We start from the raw sequence: 20,468 nt of genomic DNA on the forward strand, positions 1-20,468 counted from the left end.
CAGTCTGGGCGCGCGCGGCGGCGATGTCGGTGACCCAGGTTACACAGGATCGGATGCCGCCACGGCAGCCAGCCGCAGCGGATCGCGCACGACGATCGATTCGCGCGCCAACTCGACCAGTCCGTCGGCAGCGAACTGGCGCAGCAACCGGGTGACGATCTCGCGCACGCTGCCGAGATCGTCGGCCAGCCGCTGATGCGTGGTGTGCAGCGCGGGCCCCTGCTCCACCAGCAGGCGCGCCAGGCGCTGGTCGAGGCGTTTGAAGGCAACTTCGTCCACCAGCGCCATCAGATCGACGAAGCGTTCCGAAAAGATGCCGAAGACGTACTGCCGGAAAGGCGGATGCGCGGCCAGCAGGCGTTCGAACAAACCGGTCGGCACCGGCAGCAGCAGCGAATCCGCATGCACTACGCCGCGGGCGTTGTAGCGGCGCTGGCCGAGCAGGCAGCCCTGGGTAATCACGCAGGACTCGCCGGGCAGCACGCTGTAAAGCAACAGGGCGCGCCCGTTCGCGGCCACGCACGACACCCGGATCTCACCGCCTAGCAGCAGCGGGAATGCGCCGCAGGGCGAACCACGATCGAACAGTGAATGGCCCTGAGGGACGCGGACCGGGTTCAGCGCGGAGAGTTCAGCCGACAGTTCCGACGGCAGCCCACGCAGGCAGGGATATAGTTCGCCGACGGCGGGCAAGCCCTCAGCCAAGCGCCACCTCCGCCGCCACACGCAGGGCCTGCGCGATCGTTGCCAGCGGCAGGCTGGGCGTGCCCGGGCGCTCGACGATGTGCTCGCTGGCATAGGGCACGTGGATGAAGCCGGCGCGCAGGGCACTGCCTTCGGTGGCATGCCGCAGGCGGAAAAACAGCTCGTTGCAGACGAAGGCGCCGGCGGACAGCGAGGGCGCGGCGGGAATGCCCCCGGCGCGCAGGCGGGCGACGATACGGTCGACCGGCAGCGTACTCGCGTAGGCCAGCGGTGCGCCCTTGACCAGGGTCTTGCTGCGCGGCTGGCGGCCGCGGTTATCGGGGATGCGCGCGTCGGCGAAGTTCAGCGCGAAGCGCTCGGGCGTGATCTCGGCGCGGCCGACCGCGAGGCCGGTGGCGATCACCAGCGCCGGATCGCGGCGCGCGATCTCGCGCAACAGTTTCAGCGCCGCGGCGTTGAATGCGGTGGGCAGTGTCAGCGCGCGCACGCGGTGGCCGGCGATCTCCGCGCCGTCGAGCAACGCGCAGGCCTCGGACGACGGGTTGCGCGGGTCGCCGCCGAAAGGTTCGAAGCCGGTCAGCAGGATCTCGCTCATCGGAAACACAGCACTCCCAGCAGGATCAGGTTGGCGCCCAGCAGCGGAATCGCGGTGGGCACCTGGGCGCGGATCACCGCGTTGCGGTCCTTGAGGTCGAGCAACGCCACCGGCACCAGGTTGAAGTTGGCCGCCATCGGCGTCATCAGCGTGCCGCAGTAGCCACTGAGCATGCCGATGGCCGCCAGCGGCGCGGGATCCGCGCCATGCACCTGGACCAGGAACGGCAGCCCGATGCCACCGGCGATCACCGGGAAGGCGGCAAAGGCATTGCCCATCGCCATCGTCAGCAGCGCCATGCCGAGGCCATAGGCGAGGATCGCAACCCAGCGCACATCGAGCGGCACCACGGCGCCGATCGCCTGCGCCAGCGCGTCGCCCACACCGGCCTTGGCGAACAGCGTGCCGAGCACCGCGAGCAGTAGCGGCAGCAGCACCGCCCAGCCAATCGCCTCGAGCAAGTCTCCGCCGCGCGCCAGCGCCACCATGGGCCCCTCGCGGGTCACCGCGAGCGCGAGCACCAGCGCCAGCAGGCAGGCGATGGTCAGCCCGAACAAGGCCGGCGCACTGCCCGCGAACAGCGCCTGGCCGTCGACCTTGAGCAGCGGCAGCGACAGCGTCAGCACGATGGTGCTCGCCGGAATCGCCAATACCGGCGCGAGCAGCCGCGGCCGCCCGCTGGCGCCGCTGGCGGCGGGCGCAATCGCGCTCATCACCGGCAGGCCGAAACCGGCGATCAGTGCCAGCGCCAGCACGCCAACGCCAGCCAGCGCCGGCGGTAGCCAGTCGCCCGCAAGGCAAAGCAGCGCAAGCACCGCGAAGAAGCCCGTACGCGCCCAGCGCGAGGTCCGCGACCGGTCGCGCCATGCCCGCGCCGCGATCAGTGCGAAGTAGGCGCCCAGCAGCCAGTAGATCGGGGTCAGGGACATAGGGGCTTTGCGGGGCACCGGGGCACTCGGACGCGCGGGCAACACGGGAGGGGGACCTGGGCCAGGGGCGCGTTCCGAAGGCACCTTCTGGAAGCGCAACATCGCGGCCTCGCCCGACGAGCATGCGGCTCAGTCCCGCCCCGTGCCCCGCTGTCACGATGCCCGCACCATCAGGGCACCTGCCATCGCCGATCCCGCCACCACAAGCGCCCCGCATGGATCGCGAAGGCGCAAACGGCCGTCGGGATGCCCCACAGGGCGATGTGCAAGGGCGACATCTGGATGCCGCGCTCGGCGAAGAAGGCCTGCATCAGCAGCACCGCGCCGAAAGCCAGGAACAGGTCCTCGCCAAAGAACAGGCCGACATTGTCGGTGGCGGCGGACATCGCGCGGGCGTCCTCGCGCTGGGCGTCCGTCAGCGGCGTGGGCGAGTCGCGCTCGGTGGCGGCCTCAGCCATCGGCGCGACCAGAGGGCGCACCATCGGCGCGTGGCCGCCCAGGCTGGTCAGCCCGAGCGCGGCCGAACCCTGGCGCACGGCGAGGTAGCCGATCAGCAGGCGCCCGGGCCGCGCGCCCTTCCAGCCGGCAATCAGGCGCCGTGCGAGGTCGCGCAGCCCATGCGCCTCGACCTGCGCGATCACCGGCAGCGCCAGCACGATCACCAGCAGGTAGCGCACGTTGAGGAAGCTCTGGCCCAGGGTCTCCAGCCATTCGCGCCAGTGCATCCCGGCGACGATGCCGGCCGCGACGGCCGCCGCCAGCACCACGCGCGCCGGGTGCTGGCGCAGCGCGAACCCGAGCACGACCACGATCACCGGCAGCAGCGCCCAGGCGAGCTGGCCGCTCATGGCGCGCGCACCGCGATGCCGGCGGCCTCGATGGCCGCACGCAGTGCGCGTGCGAGCTGCACCGCCTCGGCGCCATCGCCATGCACGCACAGGGTGTCGACCACGAGGTCCAGCGCGCTGCCGTCCGCCGCGCGGATCGTCTCGCCGCGCGCCAGCGCCAGGCCCTGCGCGCGCGCTGCGTCGCCATGGAGCAACGCGCCGGGCTGGTTGCGCGGGACCAGGCTGCCATCGGCGCAGTAGCCACGGTCGGCGAAGCCCTCGACCAGGTAGCGCGCACCGGCCGCATTCGCCAGCTCACGCAACTCGCCGCGCGGCGGGCCGACAATGGCAAGCGCAGCGTCCAGTGGCATCACCGCATCGACGAATGCACGCGCCAGGTCCGCGTCGCGCGCCAGCATCCCATACAGCGCGCCGTGCGCCTTGACGTGCCCGAGGCGCGCGCCGGCGGCGCGAGCGCAGCCCTGCAGCGCGGCCACCTGGTAGCGCACCGCTGCGCGCAGTTCCGCCGGCGCGATCTGCATCTCACGGCGGCCGAAGCCGACCAGGTCCGGCAGGCTCGGGTGCGCGCCGATGGCGACACCGCGCGCCTGCGCCCATTCCAGGGTCTGCAGGATGGTTGTCGGATCGCCCGCATGGAAGCCGCAGGCGATGTTGCACGAGCTGACGATGTCGAGCAGCGCAGCATCATCGCCCATGCGCCAGGCGCCAAAGCTCTCGCCCAGGTCGGCATTCAGATCGCAACTCGCGCGCATGTCCATGGGTCCGTGGGGATCGCCGATCATCACCCTGCGGCAGGCCCGGGTTCAACCTGGCGTCAGGCGCCAACCCGCAACCGTTCAACGCGGAGACGCAGAGGTCGCAGAGAGAAGCCCTCTCACCGAACATGTCGCAAGGCATTGATTTAGAAATGTAAATTCGGAGGGCAAGAGGGCACGAGGGCACGCAAAGGCGCTCCTTCGCACCGAACCGACTCTTGCGTGCCCTCGTGGCCTCGTGCCCTCCAGTTCGATGCGCGAATATGCGCACCGCCAGGGGCGACCGGGACTCTCACCGAACATCAGACAACTCTCACCGAACATCAGACAACTCATTGATCTGAAGAGCAGTTTGTCCGCAAAGGACGCAAAGAAGAGCGGAAACCGCTTTCGCTTCCTTTGCGTTCTTTGCGTCCTTTGCGGACAAGAAAAGTGGCGCGGGTCGCGAAGAAGTTCGATGCGCGAATAAGCGCACCGCCAGGGGCGACCGGAACTCTCACCGAACATGTCGCAGAGCATTGATTTAGAAAAGGTAAATTCGGAGGGCAAGAGGGAACGCAAAGGCGCTCCTACGCACCGAACCGGCTCTTGCGTGCCCTCGTGCCCTCGTGGCCTCGTGCCCTCCAGTTCGATGCGCGAACAAGCGCACCGACCAGGGGCGACCGGGACTCTCACCGCACATGTCGCAAGGCATTGATTTTGCGTAGGGCGGTGTATCGCGCAGCGATTCACCGCCGGGGCTGGCGGCAAGTACCCGGGGAACGCGCTGCGCGCGTACCACCGGGCTACTCGCGCCTCTTCTCCGCGCTCTCTGTGTCTCTGCGTTGAGCGAGACTATCGGCCCAGGCGATCCAGCGCGGCGATGCGCAAGCGCATCAGGCGTTCGCGGCGCCAGGCCCACAGTCGCCGGGCGGTGTCGAGGCTGATCGGTTCGAAGCGAATCGACGAACCCGGCCGTCGCTGCGCCAGCCGCGCGAGGTCGATGCTCGCGACATGCGCGATGCGCGCGTAGCCGCCGATGGTCTGGGCCTCCGCTTGCAGGATCAGCGGCAGGCCGTCGGGCGGCAGTTGCACCGTGCCTGGTACCACGGGCTCGCTGACCAGCGCACCGGCGTCGTCGATGGCCAACGGCGCACCCTGCAGTGGCGCGGCCATCCGGTTGGCGTTCGGCGACAGGGTGAACGATTGCAGGTACAGCGCACGCCGGTCCCGCAGCAGGTGGAAATGCGCGCCCTCGATCACGCGCAAGCCGGCGTGGGCGTCCAGGTCGAGCAAGGGTTCGCCATCGGCCCACCACGGAGCCGGAAGTGCAAGCGCGCCCGCGCGCAGTCCGCGCAGCCAGCGGGCGCTCGGGCCCTCGGATGGCGCGAACGGCAGTTCATCGCCGGCGCGCAGCAACGGAGGGAAACCCTCGCTCTGCAGGGCACTGCGGCTGCCGAGCACCGCCTCGGGGGTCCAGCCGCCGGCCACCGCGAGGTAGTTGCGCGCGCCCAGTTGTGCAGGATCCAGCGCAAGCGTGGCCCCGGCGGACAGCGCAATCGGGCGCCAGGTGGGCAAGGCCATGCCGCCCGCATGCACCGGCGTGCGCGCGCCGGTGATCGCGATCAACGCCGGCAGGTTGAAGCGCAACAGGCTGCGGCCGAAACCGATTTCGATGGCCGCGGCCTGCGGATCGTTGCCGACCAGCACATTGGCCACCGCGTGCGACCACTCATCGAGTGGCCCGGATTGCGGCACGCCGAGCGCCCGCCATTCGCAGCGCCCAGCGTCCTGGACGCTGCTCAAGGGCGCGATGCGGCGGATCTCCAGCACGCTCAGGGCACCGGCACGAAGCGGACCCGGTCGCCCGGAAGCAACAGCGAGGGCGGCGACCGGACCGGATCGAACAGGCGCACCCCGGTGCGCCCGAGCACATGCCAACCACCGGGCGATTCAGACGGGTAGATTCCCGCCTGCGCGCCAGCGATGGCAACCGAGCCGGGGGCCACGCGCGCCCGCACCGAATCCCGTCTGGGCAGGCGCAGCGCCGCCGGCAGACCCAGCAGATAGGGGAACCCTGGTCGGAACCCGAGCATCGCAACCCGGTAGGCGGCCTCACTGTGCAGGCGGATCACCTCCGCAGGGCCAAGCCCGGTGGCTTCGGCCACGATGCCCAGATCGGGGCCATCGTCGCCGCCGTAGTGGACCGGCACTTCCACCACCCGGGACGGCCCATGATCTGCCTGCGTGGGCATCGCCAGCGAGGCACGCACGCGCGACACCAGCGCTCCGGTTCCGCCGGAGCGCGCGACGGCAGGCAAATCCAGCGCCAGCACCAGGGCCGCATAACTCGCGGCGATGGACCGCACACCGGGCAGGTCCGCGCGCGCCAGAGCCGCGGCCGCGCGATGCACGCCGGCATTGACGCACGCGTCCACCTGCGCGCCGAAACGCAGCAGCAGCGCGGAGTCGCCCAAGGGCCAGCAATCGAAGTCCATACGCCGGAGTATTTCATCGCGCACGCCGATTGCGCCAAGCCGGTCAAGAAATCTCCGGCGAAATGGCCTATTCCGGCGCTCATCTGCGCTACGATTAGCCGGGAGGGGGAAAACCATGGCCAATGCGCGCACGCGCTACGACACCATCTGCGAATACCTGGTGCGCACGCACGAGACCTCGCTGGGGCAGTTGTTTGGCAAGCCCTGCGCGATGATCAAGGGCCATGCGTTCATGGTGTTCTGCTTCGACGGCATGGCGTTCCGCCTCAAGGGACGCGTGCGCCTGCAGGCATCGGCCCTGGCTGGATCGCGCTACTGGGATCCGCTGGGGCGCGACGTGCCGAGCATGGACTGGATCTACGTGCCGGAGGCGCATTTCCTGCGCTGGGACCGTTTTGCGCTGGACGCCGCGCGTTTCTGCAAGGAAGGGTTCAGCGTGCGCGATCTACCGCGCGGATCGGTCTCGGTGGAGGCGCCTACCACCCCCGACCCGGCCGAACGTTCGGTGCGCAAGCTGGTCCCGACCTTCTCCTTCTCCAAACTTTGGGCGCTGGTGCCGCTGGTCGGGCGATCGGACCGCTGATTCCTACCCTGGCGGGCCGGGCCGAGCGGGGTTGCCACGCGCACCGATGCAGGCATCCGCGTTCCGGGTGGTCCCCCATCCCTGGTCGCGCCGACACGCCCGGGTCGGCGCCCGCCAGCGCCCGGCGCGCACGCCGGCTGGTTCTGTTTCCAGCGCCCCTGAGCCATCGCAGCTATCCGGTGGGTGCACACCAGCGCGCACTGGCAAAAGCTGAGAAGATCGCTGAAGCCCGCAGGCACAACCAGGCGATTGGCAACAGTTTCTGGACCTCGCAGCCACTACCGGGAGACGCGGAGGACGCGGAGAAAAGCGAAGAGACAACGTCGATATCGGCCACTGCCTGGCTCTCGGCGAGCAAGCGAAGGGCCGGATCCGCTTGATGTCCAACCGCGCCCCCCGGCCCTCGGCGTTGAAATGACCGCGGCGAGCCGAGCCCCTCTGCATCTTCGCGCCGTATCCGCCATGCCGAAACGAAGAAACGCGAAGGGCGCGGAAGAGAAGCTCTTGGCTGCTCTCCGCGCCCTCCGCGTCTCCGCGTTTGGCCAGTCTGGACGAAGCGGTCAGGACTTCGGCGGTTCCCAGTTGACCTTCTCGAAGGGCCGCAGCAGCCAGCGGCAAAGCGCCGGCAGGAACACGATGGCGGCGATCATGTTGACCACGAACATGAAGGTCAGCATCAGGCCCATGTCCGCCTGGAACTTGAGCTCGGAGAAGATCCAGGTGGCCACGCCAACCGCCAGCGTCAGTGCGGTGTAGAAGATCGCGATGCCGGTGGTCTTCAGCGCCTCGAAGTAGGACTGGCTGAGGCCCTTGCCCTGCTGCATCAGCTCGCGCATGCGGGCGAAGATGTAGATGGCGTAGTCGACGCCGATGCCGACGCCAAGCGCGACCACCGTCAGGGTATTGACCTTGAGGCCGATCGACAATTCGACCATCAGCGCCTCACCCAGTGCGGTCACCAGGATCAGCGGCAGCACGATGCAGGCGGCAGCCAGCGGGTTCTTGAAGCTCAGGATGCACATCAGGAACACCGCGGCGTACAACAGGTAGAGCATCGGTTTTTCGAGGGCGCTGACGGTCTCGTTGATCGCCGCCGCTACACCAACGCTGCCGGTCGCCAGGCGCAGGTTGACCTCATCGGTGCGGAACTCCTCACCTTTCTCTTGCGCGGCCGCCTCGGCTGCTGCGCGCTCGACGCGGAAGTTGATGTCGTAGGCGTTGTTCTTCTCGCGGAAGGCCTTCACCGCATCGACCACGCGGGTGATCGTCTCCGCCTTGTGGTCCTCGGTGAACACCATGATCGGCATCGCGCGGCATTCGGGCGAATCGATCAGGCCGGAGTCGGTTTCCACGCTCGACAGGCTCTGGCGCATCACCTCGGTGTTGCGCGGCAAGGCGCGCCACTTCAGGCTGCCCTCGTTGTAGCCGGCGGTCACGATGCGGCCGACATCGGCCAGGGACACTACCTGCTGCACGCCCGGCACGTTGCGCATGTTCCAGGCGAAGCGGTCCATGACTTCCATCGCCGCGTAGCTCTCGGTGCAGGCGAAAGGCCCTACCTCGGCGATCACGTTGATGATGTCGGTGGACAGGGCAAAGCGCTGGGTGATCAGTTGCGCATCCTGGTTGTAGCGCGCCTCCGGACGCAACTCGGCGACGCCGTCCTGCGCATCGCCGATCATCATCTTGCTGCCGTGCTGGTGCGCGAAGAACCACGCCGTGGCGCCGAGCAGGATGATCACGCCGGCGGTGACCGGGCGGCTGAAGCGCGTCAGGAAGGACCAGATGTGGTCGAAGGCGGTGATCTGTCGCAGGCGATAGGCGCGTTTGCGCGGCAGGTTGGCCAGCTTGGTGTAGGACAGCAGGATCGGCAGCAGGATCAGGTTGGTGAAGATGGTCAGGAACACACCGACCGTGGCCGTGACAGCGAGTTCGAAGATCATCTTGACCGGAATCAGCAGGATCGTGCCGAAGCCGATGCAGCCGGCCACCAGCGCCACCGATCCGGGAATCAGCAGGCGCCGGAACGCGCGTTTGGCAGCCTCTTCGGACGGGACGCCCTGGCGCGTCTGCAACTCTTCCGGGGTACCCTCTTCAAGGCCACCGAAGAAGATTTCGCCGCGATAGCGATTGATCATCTGCTCGCCGTGACTGACGGCGATCGCGAATATCAGGAAGGGTGTCAGCATGTTCATCGGATCGATGCCGAAACCCATCAGGCGCAGCGCGCCAAGCATCCAGATCACGGCAATGAAAGCCGCCACCACGGTCAATGTGGCGAGCTTGAACGACGTCGAGTAGATGAACAGCAGCAACCAGGTGAACACGATGGTCGCGAGGAAGAAGTACATGACCGAGCGCGCGCCATCGGCGATGTCGTCCACCACCTTGGCGAATCCGATGATGTGCACGGTGACGTTGCCGCTCTCCAGCTGGGTGCGGATCGCTTCGAGCTTGTTGCCGATTTCCTGGTAGTCGAGCTTGCCGCCTTCCGCCGCCGTTTCCGGAATCAGTTCGGCTTGCACCATGGCGCCCGAAAAGTCCTTCGCGACCAGGCGACCGACGATGTTCGCCTTGACGATATTGGTACGGATGGTTTCGAAGTCCTCGGGCGTGGGATCGAAACCTGGCGCCGTGGTGGAGAAGTTCGCCGGGATCACGTTGCCACCGGCAAACCCGCCCTCCACGATCTCGACGAAGCGCGTGTTCGGCGTGAATACCGAGCGCACCCGGGCCGGGTCGACTTCGTGGATCGCCTTCACGCCCTCGGTTGCCGCCTCGAGCGCGGTGAAGAACTCCTTGTTGAACATGTTGCCGCTCTTGTCGATCAGCGCCACGAACACCCGATTGGCGCCGCCGAACTCGACCTCGTAATCCACGAAGGTCTGCATGTACTCATGCTGCAGCGGCAGCTGCTTGCGGAAGCCGGCGTCGATGCGCAGCTGGCTGGCTGCGAGCAGGAAGCCAAGCGTGATCAGCGCGAAGATCGCCAGAACAACGCCGCGATTGCCGAAGATGATGCGCTCGAGCACAGGGTAGCCCTGATGGTCGGCGCCCGATCCAAAACCTGCCATGGTCTGATCCCCTCAGTTCGGCTGGTAGGTGGCGAGACCGTTCTCGCCGATCGTGAGGAACTCGCTCTCGGTGATCGGCAACACGGCGCTCATGACGCCACCGTCGGAGAACGTGTAGCCGCGCAATTGCAGCGAATTGGCCGGCAGCAAGAGCACACTGCCGCTGGCGCCCACCAGCACGGCGCGCGCACCGGGTACGGCTGCGCCACCCAGCAACGTCGCTTCCGTGCCGGTTTCCAGGCGCTCCCAGTTGCGGCCGAGATCGGTGGTCAGGAAGGCATTGCCACGCAGGCCGAAAGCAACCACGGTGTCGTTGTCCAGGCCGACCAGGCCGAACATCGAGCCCTCGTATGGCAGGTCGCCGCGGGTCCAGTTGGCGCCGTTGTCGGTGGAGCGGTAGGTCGATCCGGCTTCGCCGACGATCAGCAGGCCGGCAGAGGTGCGAACGATGGCGTTGAGGTGCGGGTCGCCCTCGTCCTCGCCCATGTCGGTGCTCGCCAGACCGGAATCGTCCTCGCCCATGTCTGTCGCCTCGTCGGCCGCGACTGCGGCGGGGGCCGACGCGCCGACCCGGTCGCTGATCGTCTGCACGGTCCAGTTCGCGCCGGAATCCGTGGTACTCAGGAACTGGCCGTAGGCGCCGATGGCGTAACCGCGTTCGGCATCGAGGAAGAGCACGTCAAGCAACGGGCCTTCGGCGGCGGCGTCGTGATGTTGCAGGGTCCAGGTCAGGCCGCCATCGCTGCTGTAGACGATGACCTGGTCATGACCCACTGCCCACAACTTGTTGTCGACCGCATAGACGGAAGTCAGCATGCTGCGGGTCGGTACCGGCACCTGGCGCCATTCGCTGCGCGATTCGGAGACCAGGATGTGACCGCGATCGCCGACAACCACCGCGCGGTCCCGCGCGTTGGCTGCGTCGAGCAGCAGCGACTTCTGGATGCGCGCCACATCGAGGATCTCGGCCGGAGACGACGATGGGTCGGGCCAGTTGGAAGCGCTCGCGGGCGGCGCGGCCTCGTCCTGCGCATTCGCCGCGCCGGCCATCGCCAGCAGGAGCAAGGGTACGACCGGCCATCGCCGCCAGTCGACCAGGTGTCGGTGCTGCCTCATTCGCTTCCCCTCGAATCAGCCCTGTTCATGGAAGAGCACGCGCCGATGGTTCCGCCGCGGTCTCGATGTCCTGAAAACGCGAACGCCAGCCGGGCACACCTGGCCCCGGCTGGCGTCCGTCAACCAACGCTCAGCGGACGCCGCGGCCGCGCAGTGCCTGCGGGGAGAACTTGTCTGCCGAGGTTTGCAGCGAGAAGTCGACCACGGTTTCCATGTTGTCGATGCCGGAACTGATGTAGCGGCCCGACTTCAGGTCGTGGTGCGTTTCCAGCGTGGTCCAGCACATGGGCTGGTCGTAGAAGTTGATCGTCGCTGCCTCGCTGTAGCGCCACAGCTGGTTCTGGCTGTCGTAGTGATCGATCATCACGATCTGCCAGCTGTCCTCGTCGAGGTAGAAGGTGCGGCGCTTGTTGATGTGACGGAAGCCCTGCTTCAGCGTGGCATCCACCACCCACACGCGATGCAGCTCGTAGCGCATCAGGTCCGGGTTGACGTGGCCGGGACGCAGGATGTCCTTGTAGTCCAGGCCCTTGGCGTGGATCTTGTAGTTGTTGTACGGGATGTACATCTCGCGCTTGCCGACCAGTTTCCAGTCGAAGCGGTCGAGCGCGCCATTGAACATGTCGGTCATGTCATTGGTGCGCAGGCCGTCGGACGCGGTACCCGGATTGTCGTAGGCGACGTTCGGCGCCTTGCGCACGCGGCGCTGGCCGGGGTTGTACACCCAGGCCTGGCGCTGCTGGGCTTCCTGGTTCAGCGTTTCGTGGACCAGCAGCACGCTGCCGGCCAGACGCGCTGGTGCCAGCACTTCCTGGTAGAAGTAGGTCAGCACGTTGTTGATGTCGGCGATCTTGTTGCCTTCCTTCCAGTACAGGCCGAGCAGCTCCTCGCGGATGCGGATCGGCGTGTAGGCGCCGGCCGCCGTGGGGGCTGCCTGGTTGGCCCAGCGACGCACCGCAACGCCCTTGTACTTGAGCTTGTGATTCCAGATGACCTGGAAGCCGTCCTGCGGAATCGGGAACGGGATGCCCTCGGCCGAATCCTCGACGCCGGCGCCCTGCCCGATCATCTTCGCCGTCACCGCATTCTGCTTGGTCATGCGGTAGATGCGCTCGGCGAACGAGGCGCTGCGACGGGTCTGGTACACGTCCATACGGAAGGTCGGGTACTTGGCGAACATCGCCTGCTGACCCGGCGACAGCTTGGCCGCGTAGTCCTTGTAGTTGGCCGGCGTGATGGCCATCGCCACCTTGTCGCCCGGGAACGGATCCGGATGGAAATCGCCCAGCTTGTAGGTGGCCGGCGGCTTGGTGATGCCGCCCTCCCAGGCCGGGATGGTGCCCTCCTTGTTGCCTGCCTTCTCGGCGCCCATCGGCGTCAGGTCCCGGCCCAGCCGATCCGCCTGGGCCTGCGGCACGGCGGCCTGCAGACCCGCGACGAACGACAGGCCAGCTATCGCGCCCAGCAGGCGCAGCTTGTGCTTTGTCATGATGATCTCCCCTCCTGTCGACTGGATCAGAACGCGTAACGTGCGGTGAAAGCGACGAAATCGCGGTCGTGGATCAGATTGAAATTGCCGGCTCCCATGAAGCGCGTGTAGCTCACGTCCACCGACCATTCATTGAGGTAGTTGGCCTCGACACCTACCGTCAGCGAGCGGCGACCCTCGAGGAAGTTGCCGCCCGGCCCCGGGGTGATGCCGTTGACGTCGTGGTTGAACGCAAGGCGCGGAGACAGCGTGAACGGCGAACCGAAGGCATTGTTGTAGTCAGCGCGGCCCGCCAGGCGATAGCCCCACGAGAACTGCGTCGGGAAGCCTTCGTCCAGCGTCTGCGGATTGCGGAACGCGCCGGTCAGGAAGTCCGGGCCGCCACCGGTATCGGTGCCGTCACCCTGGTAACGGAGCACCGAGTGGTCCGGCAGGTCCCACACCTTGGTGAAGCCCATTTCCATCACGGCGGAGATCTGGTCGGCAGCCACCCAGTTGTCGGGTCCGATGATCTTCGTCGCGGTGAACTGGAACTGGCTGACTTCGTGGCGCTCCCAGCCGCGGATCTCTTCGCCCGGCGCGTAGCTGCCAAGCTGGCTGATGAAGCGATTGACCGGCTGCGGAATCACTGCGTTCAGCGGGCTGAGCGCAGAGAACAGCAGTTCGACGTCGTCGATCTGCAGCGGCTGGTTCGGGCGATAGCTGATTTCACCCTGCAGTGCGATGCCGGAGCCTTCCAGCGTGGTGTTGAAACTGAAGCCGTAGAGCTCGATGTCCTCCGGGTACTCGGCGAAGTAGCGGGCCGAGAAGGCATTCGAGTTGGTCACCGCCACGCCCGACAGCAGCGGCAGGCGGCTGTGGTAGTTGAGGAAATACAGGCCGAACTCGGTGTTGTTCAGGTCCGGCGAGAAGTAGGTGAACTTGACGCCGTACTGACCGTCGTCGTCGGCGAAGCGGTCAGGATTGCGCGGCACTGCGGCCGAGCAGGCGGTGCGGTCGATGGTGAACAGCAACTGGCCGGCGGCACTGGTGCCGTAGGGGTTCACGCCGGACAGGATCGTCGGGCAGAGATCGTAGTTGCTCGGCTCGCCGACCAGGCCGAAGTTCAGCATCACGTACTCGCCGCCGAGGCTGGCAAAGTCGTTGGTGCTGAAGTAGGTGCCGGCAGGCTCGGGCTCGGTTTGTTCGAACTCGAGCATGTACAACATCTCCATCGACAGGTTCTCGTTGAACGCGAAACTGGCGAAGACCATGTCGATCGGCAGGAAGGCTTCCTTCAGCTCCGAACCGGCGACGCGCAGTTTGGAGATGTCGATCGGGTTGACGACGTTGATGCCCTGCTGGATGAAGGTGCTCTCACCCCAGCTGACCACCTGGCGGCCGAGGCGTACCTGACTGTCCACCGACCCCATCTGGAAGTTCGCGTAGGCGAAGAAGTCCAGCAACTGGGTGTCCTTGCCGACCTTCTGCTTGGCCAGGTCGGAAATATCGTCGCGGCGCTGGTTCTCGTAGTCGTAGAACGACAAGGCGCGGGCGAAGCCACCGAAGTGCTCGCCGTACTGCCAGGAGAGTTCCCCGTTCCACTTGATCGCGTTGCTGAAGACGTCGCCGCGATCCCACTTGAGGTTGCCGTCGTCCGAGTTGACCGAGAAACGGCCCGGCAGCAGGCGCTGCTGGGCATTCGGCAGCTGCGCCGGGAACAGCACGCCGGCAGCGGGGTTGGGCGTGAACAGATTGGCCTTGCCGATCAGGTTCTCGGCGGGCTTCTGCATGCGCGACTGCACGCCGTAGCTGATGGTGTTGGAGGTCGTCAGCGAAAAGTCGCCGTTGGTGTACTCGAAGGCCAGCGCCGGGGTGGCGCCGACCGCGAGGGCCACGGTGACGGCGGCCACAAGCACTCGGTGCTTCGGCGCGCGGGAGGTTCCGGTGAGCTTCATTGTGTTCTCCATGATCGATCCGGTATTCGCGTCGAAGGTCACTGGGCGCGGATGACGCTGGTGTTGGTCACCGGCACCTGGGTGCCGCCCGTCGCCAGCATCGCCGCCATCTGCGTCTGCATCTCGACCGTCGCGGCACCGGAGGCAGCTGGCGACAGCAGCGAACCGTGGTCGCCCTGGATGAAGCGAACCGCGCCGCGGATACCGTTGGCGTTCTGCGTGGTGGCCGTAATCGTGCTCAGGCCCATCGCCGCGATCAGCGGTTCGGTGCCAGCCAGCGGCGCGCCGGTGACCGTATTCGGAATCACCTGGTCGGGCAGCACGCTGCCACCACCGACGACTTCGTGCAGCAGGATGCGTTCGCTGGTGGTCAGGCGGGCGTAGTTGACCGGGTCAGCCGAATCCACCACGGTCTGAGTCACCAGCAGGAACTGCGACAGCAGACCCGGGAAGCTCGGATCGGTCTGGGTGATACCGCGGGCGGCGGCAATGCCGGCGCGGATTCGCGGGCCGAAGGTCGGGCTGCCGTTGAGGAAGAACGCGATCTGGCCGCCCGGCACGCTCAGGACGCCGGTATTCACAGTCGATTCGAGCGCCATGAATGGCGTACCGACAATGCTGCCCAGCGACTGGCCGGTGAACACGATGCGCGAACCGTCGAAGTCCGGCACCTGGTTGCCGTTGACGTCCATGCTCGGGATCGACGCGGCGACCACGAACAGGTCCGCCACCGCCTGGCGCAGGTTGTCGCGCGAGGTCAGCAGGCTGCCGAGGTTGATCGAGTGCGCACCGCTGGAGTCGACCGTGCCATCGGGCACGTAGGCACCGGTGGTCTCGTTGAGGATGTCGACGTCGAAGGTGCGTTCACGCGCACCAAGCTGGGCGAACGGCGTGCCACCGATGTGGAACGGACGGCAGGGATCCGAGGTACGGGTCGGGTGCGCGCCATGCAAGGGCTGGTCGATCGCGATGACCGCGAAACCGGCTTGCGCCATCGTCGCCGAGATCGCAAGCATGTCGCAGCGGTTGCGGGTCACGCCGTGCTGGAACATCACCACCGGCCAGCCGGAGGCCGGACGGGTGCGGCCGGAAGCAGCGTTCGGCAGCGTGGCCAGGACCGGGACGGTGACCGTGGTGGTGGCCAGCGGGATCGGATTCGCGACGGTGACGTTGGTCGAGGTCGGATCCAGGCCGAGCTGGTTGAACGGGGCCACGTAGGCGCCCGCGCCAGCGCGCCAGAATCCGGTCAGGACCGCGGTCGGCGGATTCGCCGGCGTGCCCACGCCCGGCGCCGTCAGGTAATACGGCAGGTCAATGGTACCGATATAGATGTCGGCGATCGGCGGCAAGCCCGCCGCCGCGGTGGTCAGGCCCGAAAACGCGAAGCGCGTGGTGGACGGGCGCGTCAGCGTGCGCAGTGCACGCAGGGTCGGCGTCACACCCTGGGTGTTGAAGACCCAGGAGACCACGATGTCATTGCGCACCACGCCCGCAGTCACCGCAGCGGCTTCGAAGGTGTTGGTCAGCTGGCGCAGCGGCTCCAGCGCGCAAGCCGAGCTGGCCGGCAGCAGCGGATCCAGCGAGACGCAGGCAGTGCCGCTGCAGGAGGCGAGCGGCGAGGTGCGCTTGGCCAGGAAGTAGGTCTGGTCTGGCGTGGCGTTGTTGCCGGCGGTATCGGTGACGCCCTTCGTGACCACCGCCATGTAGGATTTCAGCTCTTCCAGCGGACGCGTCGGGACGATCGCCAGCGTGCGGCCGGCGGCATCCGAGGTGGCGACTGCAGCCACGTACTCGGAGGGCGAGGCCAGCTCTCGGACCACGCGCTGCACGGCGCCAGTCGCCGGGCCCGAGGTCACGATCTGCACCTCGAAGACGCGCACGGTGGAGCCGCCAACCAGAGTGCCCGGCGCGATCGCCGCGGAGAACACCGCAGTCAACGGTGCCGTGGTGCTGAACCCGTCGAGCGCATTCAGCGCCACGGTGGGGTCGCCAAAATTGTTGGGGTTGGCCGCCGGCGCGTTGATCGTCAGATCGCGCGAACCCTGACTCAGCAGGTTGTTCGGGAACGGGATCACCGCGGCGGTGGGATCGAAGCGCGCGGTCATGATGCCGCTGACGAACGTGCCATTGCCGTTCGTGGCGGGGGCTGCGGGGTAGCCCGCGGGCTGTTGCTGCTGCCGGAGCAGGCGCCCAACAGGAGACCGGCGATAGCCAGTGGAACGAGCCGCTGGAGGTGCATGCGCGGATTCCTTATTCGGTGATCGGGACGAGGGTGTGACGCCTCGATGATAAGGAGCGGCATCAACTGAACGCAACATAAAACTAACGCTTGAAACAAGGACTTATGCTGCGCTGCAGCAGAGCCTGTCGCAGGCGCCGGACACGCAAACGGCGCCCGCAGGCGCCGTTTGCGTTCCACGGTACGCCCCCGTCTTGACGCGCTGCAGGGCGCGCCGGAGGGGTGCAGTCTCAGACCTTCATCATTGCCAGCGCGGTATCCAGCATGCGGTTGCTGAAACCCCACTCGTTGTCGTACCACGCGCACACCTTCACCAGCGTACCGCCCATGACCTTGGTCAGGGTCGCGTCGTACACCGAGGAACGGGCATCGTGGTTGAAGTCCACCGACACCAGCGGCTTCTTGTTGAAGCCAAGGATGCCCTTGAGCGGGCCCTCGGCGGCGGCGGTCACCAGTTGGTCGATCTCTTCCCTGGACGTGGCGCGGGCGGCCACGAAGGACAGGTCGACCACCGACACGTTGATCGTCGGCACGCGCATGGCGAAGCCGTCGAGCTTGCCGTTGAGTTCCGGCAGCACCAGACCGACGGCGGCCGCCGCACCGGTCTTGGTCGGAATCTGCGACATCGTGGCCGAACGCGCGCGGCGCAAGTCGGAGTGATAAACGTCGGTCAGCACCTGATCGTTGGTGTAGGCATGGATGGTCGTCATCAGGCCGTGCGTGATGCCGATGCCCTCGTGCAGCACCTTGGCCAGCGGCGCCAGGCAGTTGGTGGTGCAGGAGGCATTGGAGACAACCGTGTGCTCAGGGCGCAGGGTCTGATGATTGACGCCGAAAACCACCGTATTGTCGACATCGTTGCCGCCCGGCGCCGAGATCAGGACTTTCTTGGCGCCTCCGGCCAGGTGCGCGCCCGCCTTTGCCTTGCTCGTGAACAGGCCGGTGCATTCCATTACCAGGTCGACACCCAGTTCGCCCCACGGCAGCTTGGATGGATCGCGCTCAGCGAGCGCGCGCACGCGATCACCACCGATCACCAGCGAATCGCCATCAACCCCGACGGATTGATTGAAGCGGCCATGCGCGGTGTCGTACTGGGTCAGGTGGGCATTGGTGCCCGCGTCGCCGAGGTCGTTGACCGCGACGATCTGGATCTCATGGTTGCGCTGCGACTCATAAAGCGCGCGCAGGACATTGCGACCGATGCGGCCGTAGCCGTTGATTCCGACTCGAAGGGCCATTGGAGACTCCGTGGGGCTGGGAAAGTGAGGCCGGATACTAGCGGGTGGGACGCACCTTGGGTTTGGCAGGGATCAAGCCAGCGGCGAGACGGTGCTGGTTGCTGGTGTTGGTTGTTGGTGTTGGTTGTGGGAGTTGGTATTGGTTTTGGCGTCAGAGGCTGTTGCGGGGTACAGCATCAACCAGGTTGCAGCGACCGGGTGCTGCTGGCCGGTTATCGCGTGCAGGAACTCTCCCGATCTGCCGGCCTTGTCCAACAACCAACACCAACAACCACCTGCCACCCCCTTGCGCCGCCCACCCATCGACGCTACTATGGCGAGCTTCTGGTGCGGGGTGGAGCAGTCAGGCAGCTCGTCGGGCTCATAACCCGAAGGTCGCAGGTTCAAATCCTGCCCCCGCTACCAATGGTTTTCGACAGAAAGCCTCTTCGGAGGCTTTTTTGTTGCCCGAATTCCACCCAGGCAGGGCCAAATGGCTGCGCAGCGCAAGGCGGAAATCGAGGCACTGCTCGGCCCCACGGTGCAGGCGCTCGGACTCGAATTATGGGGCAGCGAACTGGCGCTGTCGCGCGCCGGCGGCCTGTTGCGCCTGTACATCGACCACCCGGACCGCCCGGTCACGCTGGAAGATTGCGAGCAGGTCAGCCGCGAGGTGTCGGCGCTGCTCGACGTGCATGACCCGATCAGCGGCAACTACACGCTGGAAGTCTCCTCCCCAGGCCTGGATCGCCCGCTGTTCCGCGGCGAGCAGTACGCGCGCTTCGTCGGATCGGACGTGCGCGCCACCACCGGCGTGCCGATCGACGGCCGTCGCCGCTTCCTGGGGCGCATCGCCAGCGTGGACGGCGACCGGGTGACAATCGAAATGGACACCGGACCGGTCACGCTGGCCGTCGCCGACATCGAAAAGGCGAAACTGGTGCCGCGCTTCGCGCCGGCGCAGGTTTCGCGCTCACCGCGCAAGGGTAAGAAAGCATGAGCAAGGAAATGCTGCTGGTCGCAGATGCCGTCGCCAACGAGAAGGGCGTCCCGCGTGGGGTGATCTTCGACGCGCTGGAGGCGGCGCTCGCTTCAGCGGCCAAGCGCAAGCATGGCGGCGACATCCTGACGCGGGTGTCGATCAATCGGGTCACCGGCGCCTATGAGACCTTCCGTCGCTGGGAAGTGATCGCCGACGACCAGCCGCTCGAATTCCCGGAGCGACAGACCGCGCTGACCGTGGCGCGCGACGACAACCCCGGGATCGAGATCGGCGGCTTCGTCGAGGAGCCGATCGAGAACGCCGAATTCGGCCGCATCGCCGCGCAGGCCGCCAAGCAGGTGATCGTGCAGCGCGTGCGCGAGGCCGAGCGCGGCCAGGTGGTGGACCAGTACAAGGAAAAGGTCGGCACCCTGGTCACCGGCATCATCAAGCGCATCGAGCGCGGCCACATCTACCTGGACCTCGGCGCCAATGCCGAGGCGATCATCCTGCGCGAACGCGTGATCCCGCGTGAGAACTTCCGCGCCGGCGACCGCATCCGCGGCATCCTGTACGACGTGCGCAGCGAGGCCCGCGGCCCGCAACTGTTCGTCTCGCGCACCGCACCCGAATTCATGATGGAGCTGTTCAAGCTCGAAGTGCCGGAAGTCGGCCAGGGCGTGGTCAACGTGATGGCCGCCGCGCGCGATCCGGGCGACCGCGCCAAGATCGCCGTGCGCGCCAACGACAACCGCACCGACCCGGTCGGCGCCTGCATCGGCATGCAGGGCTCGCGCGTCAAGGCGGTGTCGAACGAGCTGAATGGCGAGCGCATCGACATCGTCCTCTGGAACGACAACCCGGCGCAGTTCGTCATCAACGCGATGGCGCCGGCGGAAGTGCAGTCGATCGTGGTCGACGAGGAAAAGCACTCGATGGACCTGGCGGTGGCCGAGGACAAGCTGTCCCAGGCGATTGGCCGCGGCGGCCAGAACGTGCGCCTCGCCAGCAAGCTGACCGGCTGGCAGTTGAATGTCATGACCCAGCAGCAGGCCCAGGCCAAGAGCGAGGCCGAATCGACCCAGGCGGTGCAGTTGTTCGTCGACAACCTGCAGGTGGACGAGGAAATCGCCGCGATCCTGGTGCGCGAGGGCTTCAGTACGGTCGAGGAAGTGGCCTATGTGCCGGCCGGCGAGCTGCTCAACATCGACGAGTTCGACGAGGACCTGGTCGAGGAGCTGCGGGCGCGCGCCCGCGACGCGCTGCTGACCGAGATGATCGCCAAGGAAGAGGCGCTCGAAGAACACAAGCCGGACGATTCGCTGCTCGCGGTCGCGGGCATGGACGAGGCCACCGCCTATGCGATGGCCGCCGCCGGCATCCGTACCCGCGACGACCTCGCCGACCTCGCCACCGACGAACTGATGGACGTCGAGGGCATGACCGAGGAGCGTGCGGCGGCGCTGATCATGGCGGCGCGCGCGCCCTTGTTCGATGGCGACACCCAGGCTTGAGATGA

16 protein-coding genes and 1 tRNA gene are annotated in these 20,468 nt (G+C 66.8%); 4 read left to right on the forward strand and 13 right to left on the reverse strand.

Annotated elements, in window-relative coordinates; translation table 11 throughout:
• Positions 1-39: 39 nt before the first annotated feature.
• The 7 genes from IPK27_21885 to pxpB all read right to left on the reverse strand — a co-directional run bounded on the left by IPK27_21885 (position 40) and on the right by pxpB (position 6,309).
• Positions 40-798, reverse strand: coding sequence for a Crp/Fnr family transcriptional regulator (locus tag IPK27_21885; GenBank protein MBK8070161.1), 759 nt, complete (start codon positions 796-798; stop codon positions 40-42).
• Positions 698-1,300: a pyroglutamyl-peptidase I gene (gene pcp / locus IPK27_21890; GenBank protein MBK8070162.1), complete on the reverse strand. Its 603-nt coding sequence runs from the start codon at positions 1,298-1,300 to the stop codon at positions 698-700. The genes IPK27_21885 and pcp overlap by 101 nt, the downstream gene beginning before the upstream one ends.
• Positions 1,297-2,229 carry a DUF979 family protein gene (locus tag IPK27_21895; GenBank protein ID MBK8070163.1) on the reverse strand — a complete coding sequence of 311 codons (933 nt, stop codon included), beginning with the start codon at positions 2,227-2,229 and terminating at the stop codon, positions 1,297-1,299. The genes pcp and IPK27_21895 overlap by 4 nt, the downstream gene beginning before the upstream one ends.
• A gap of 170 nt (positions 2,230-2,399) precedes the next feature.
• Entirely contained in the window at positions 2,400-3,077 is a 678-nt protein-coding gene (locus tag IPK27_21900) for a DUF969 domain-containing protein (protein MBK8070164.1), read from the reverse strand.
• Positions 3,074-3,829: a LamB/YcsF family protein gene (locus IPK27_21905; protein ID MBK8070165.1), complete on the reverse strand. Its 756-nt coding sequence runs from the start codon at positions 3,827-3,829 to the stop codon at positions 3,074-3,076. Before IPK27_21905 ends, IPK27_21900 begins: the two co-directional genes overlap by 4 nt.
• 837 nt (positions 3,830-4,666) lie before the next feature.
• Entirely contained in the window at positions 4,667-5,644 is a 978-nt protein-coding gene (locus IPK27_21910) for a biotin-dependent carboxyltransferase (GenBank protein ID MBK8070166.1), read from the reverse strand.
• A 2-nt stretch (positions 5,645-5,646) separates the two neighbouring features.
• Positions 5,647-6,309: a 5-oxoprolinase subunit PxpB gene (gene pxpB / locus IPK27_21915; GenBank protein MBK8070167.1), complete on the reverse strand. Its 663-nt coding sequence runs from the start codon at positions 6,307-6,309 to the stop codon at positions 5,647-5,649.
• A 115-nt stretch (positions 6,310-6,424) separates the two neighbouring features.
• Between pxpB and IPK27_21920 the strand changes: the two genes are divergently transcribed.
• Complete coding sequence (locus tag IPK27_21920; GenBank protein MBK8070168.1) at positions 6,425-6,892, forward strand: hypothetical protein; 468 nt, start codon at positions 6,425-6,427, stop codon at positions 6,890-6,892.
• A 560-nt stretch (positions 6,893-7,452) separates the two neighbouring features.
• On the opposite strand, the gene IPK27_21925 is transcribed toward IPK27_21920, so the two are convergent.
• The 6 genes from IPK27_21925 to gap form a co-directional block, all read right to left on the reverse strand.
• Positions 7,453-9,966 carry an MMPL family transporter gene (locus IPK27_21925; protein ID MBK8070169.1) on the reverse strand — a complete coding sequence of 838 codons (2,514 nt, stop codon included), beginning with the start codon at positions 9,964-9,966 and terminating at the stop codon, positions 7,453-7,455.
• Positions 9,967-9,978: 12 nt separating this feature from the next.
• A complete protein-coding gene (locus IPK27_21930; GenBank protein MBK8070170.1) occupies positions 9,979-11,082 on the reverse strand; it encodes a hypothetical protein in 1,104 nt (367 codons plus the stop codon).
• Between the two features lie 130 nt (positions 11,083-11,212).
• On the reverse strand, positions 11,213-12,571 hold the full coding sequence (locus tag IPK27_21935) for a DUF1329 domain-containing protein (protein MBK8070171.1): 1,359 nt from the start codon (positions 12,569-12,571) through the stop codon (positions 11,213-11,215).
• A 26-nt stretch (positions 12,572-12,597) separates the two neighbouring features.
• The gene (locus IPK27_21940) at positions 12,598-14,508 is read right to left on the reverse strand and encodes a DUF1302 domain-containing protein (GenBank protein ID MBK8070172.1); all 1,911 of its coding nucleotides are present in this window, start codon (positions 14,506-14,508) and stop codon (positions 12,598-12,600) included.
• Between the two features lie 38 nt (positions 14,509-14,546).
• Positions 14,547-16,613, reverse strand: coding sequence for an Ig-like domain-containing protein (locus IPK27_21945; GenBank protein MBK8070173.1), 2,067 nt, complete (start codon positions 16,611-16,613; stop codon positions 14,547-14,549).
• Positions 16,614-16,977: 364 nt separating this feature from the next.
• Positions 16,978-17,988 (reverse strand): type I glyceraldehyde-3-phosphate dehydrogenase, encoded by a 1,011-nt coding sequence (gene gap, locus IPK27_21950; protein MBK8070174.1) that lies wholly within the window; start codon positions 17,986-17,988, stop codon positions 16,978-16,980.
• 328 nt (positions 17,989-18,316) lie between these two features.
• Between gap and IPK27_21955 the strand changes: the two genes are divergently transcribed.
• The 3 genes from IPK27_21955 to nusA all read left to right on the forward strand — a co-directional run bounded on the left by IPK27_21955 (position 18,317) and on the right by nusA (position 20,463).
• A tRNA-Met gene (locus IPK27_21955) sits at positions 18,317-18,393 on the forward strand.
• A gap of 67 nt (positions 18,394-18,460) precedes the next feature.
• Positions 18,461-18,967 (forward strand): ribosome maturation factor RimP, encoded by a 507-nt coding sequence (gene rimP, locus IPK27_21960; protein MBK8070175.1) that lies wholly within the window; start codon positions 18,461-18,463, stop codon positions 18,965-18,967.
• On the forward strand, positions 18,964-20,463 hold the full coding sequence (nusA, locus tag IPK27_21965) for a transcription termination/antitermination protein NusA (GenBank protein ID MBK8070176.1): 1,500 nt from the start codon (positions 18,964-18,966) through the stop codon (positions 20,461-20,463). Before rimP ends, nusA begins: the two co-directional genes overlap by 4 nt.
• Positions 20,464-20,468 lie beyond the last annotated feature (5 nt).

Source organism: Rhodanobacteraceae bacterium (genome assembly GCA_016713135.1).
In the GTDB taxonomy this organism is placed as follows: Bacteria; Pseudomonadota; Gammaproteobacteria; order Xanthomonadales; family SZUA-5; genus JADKFD01.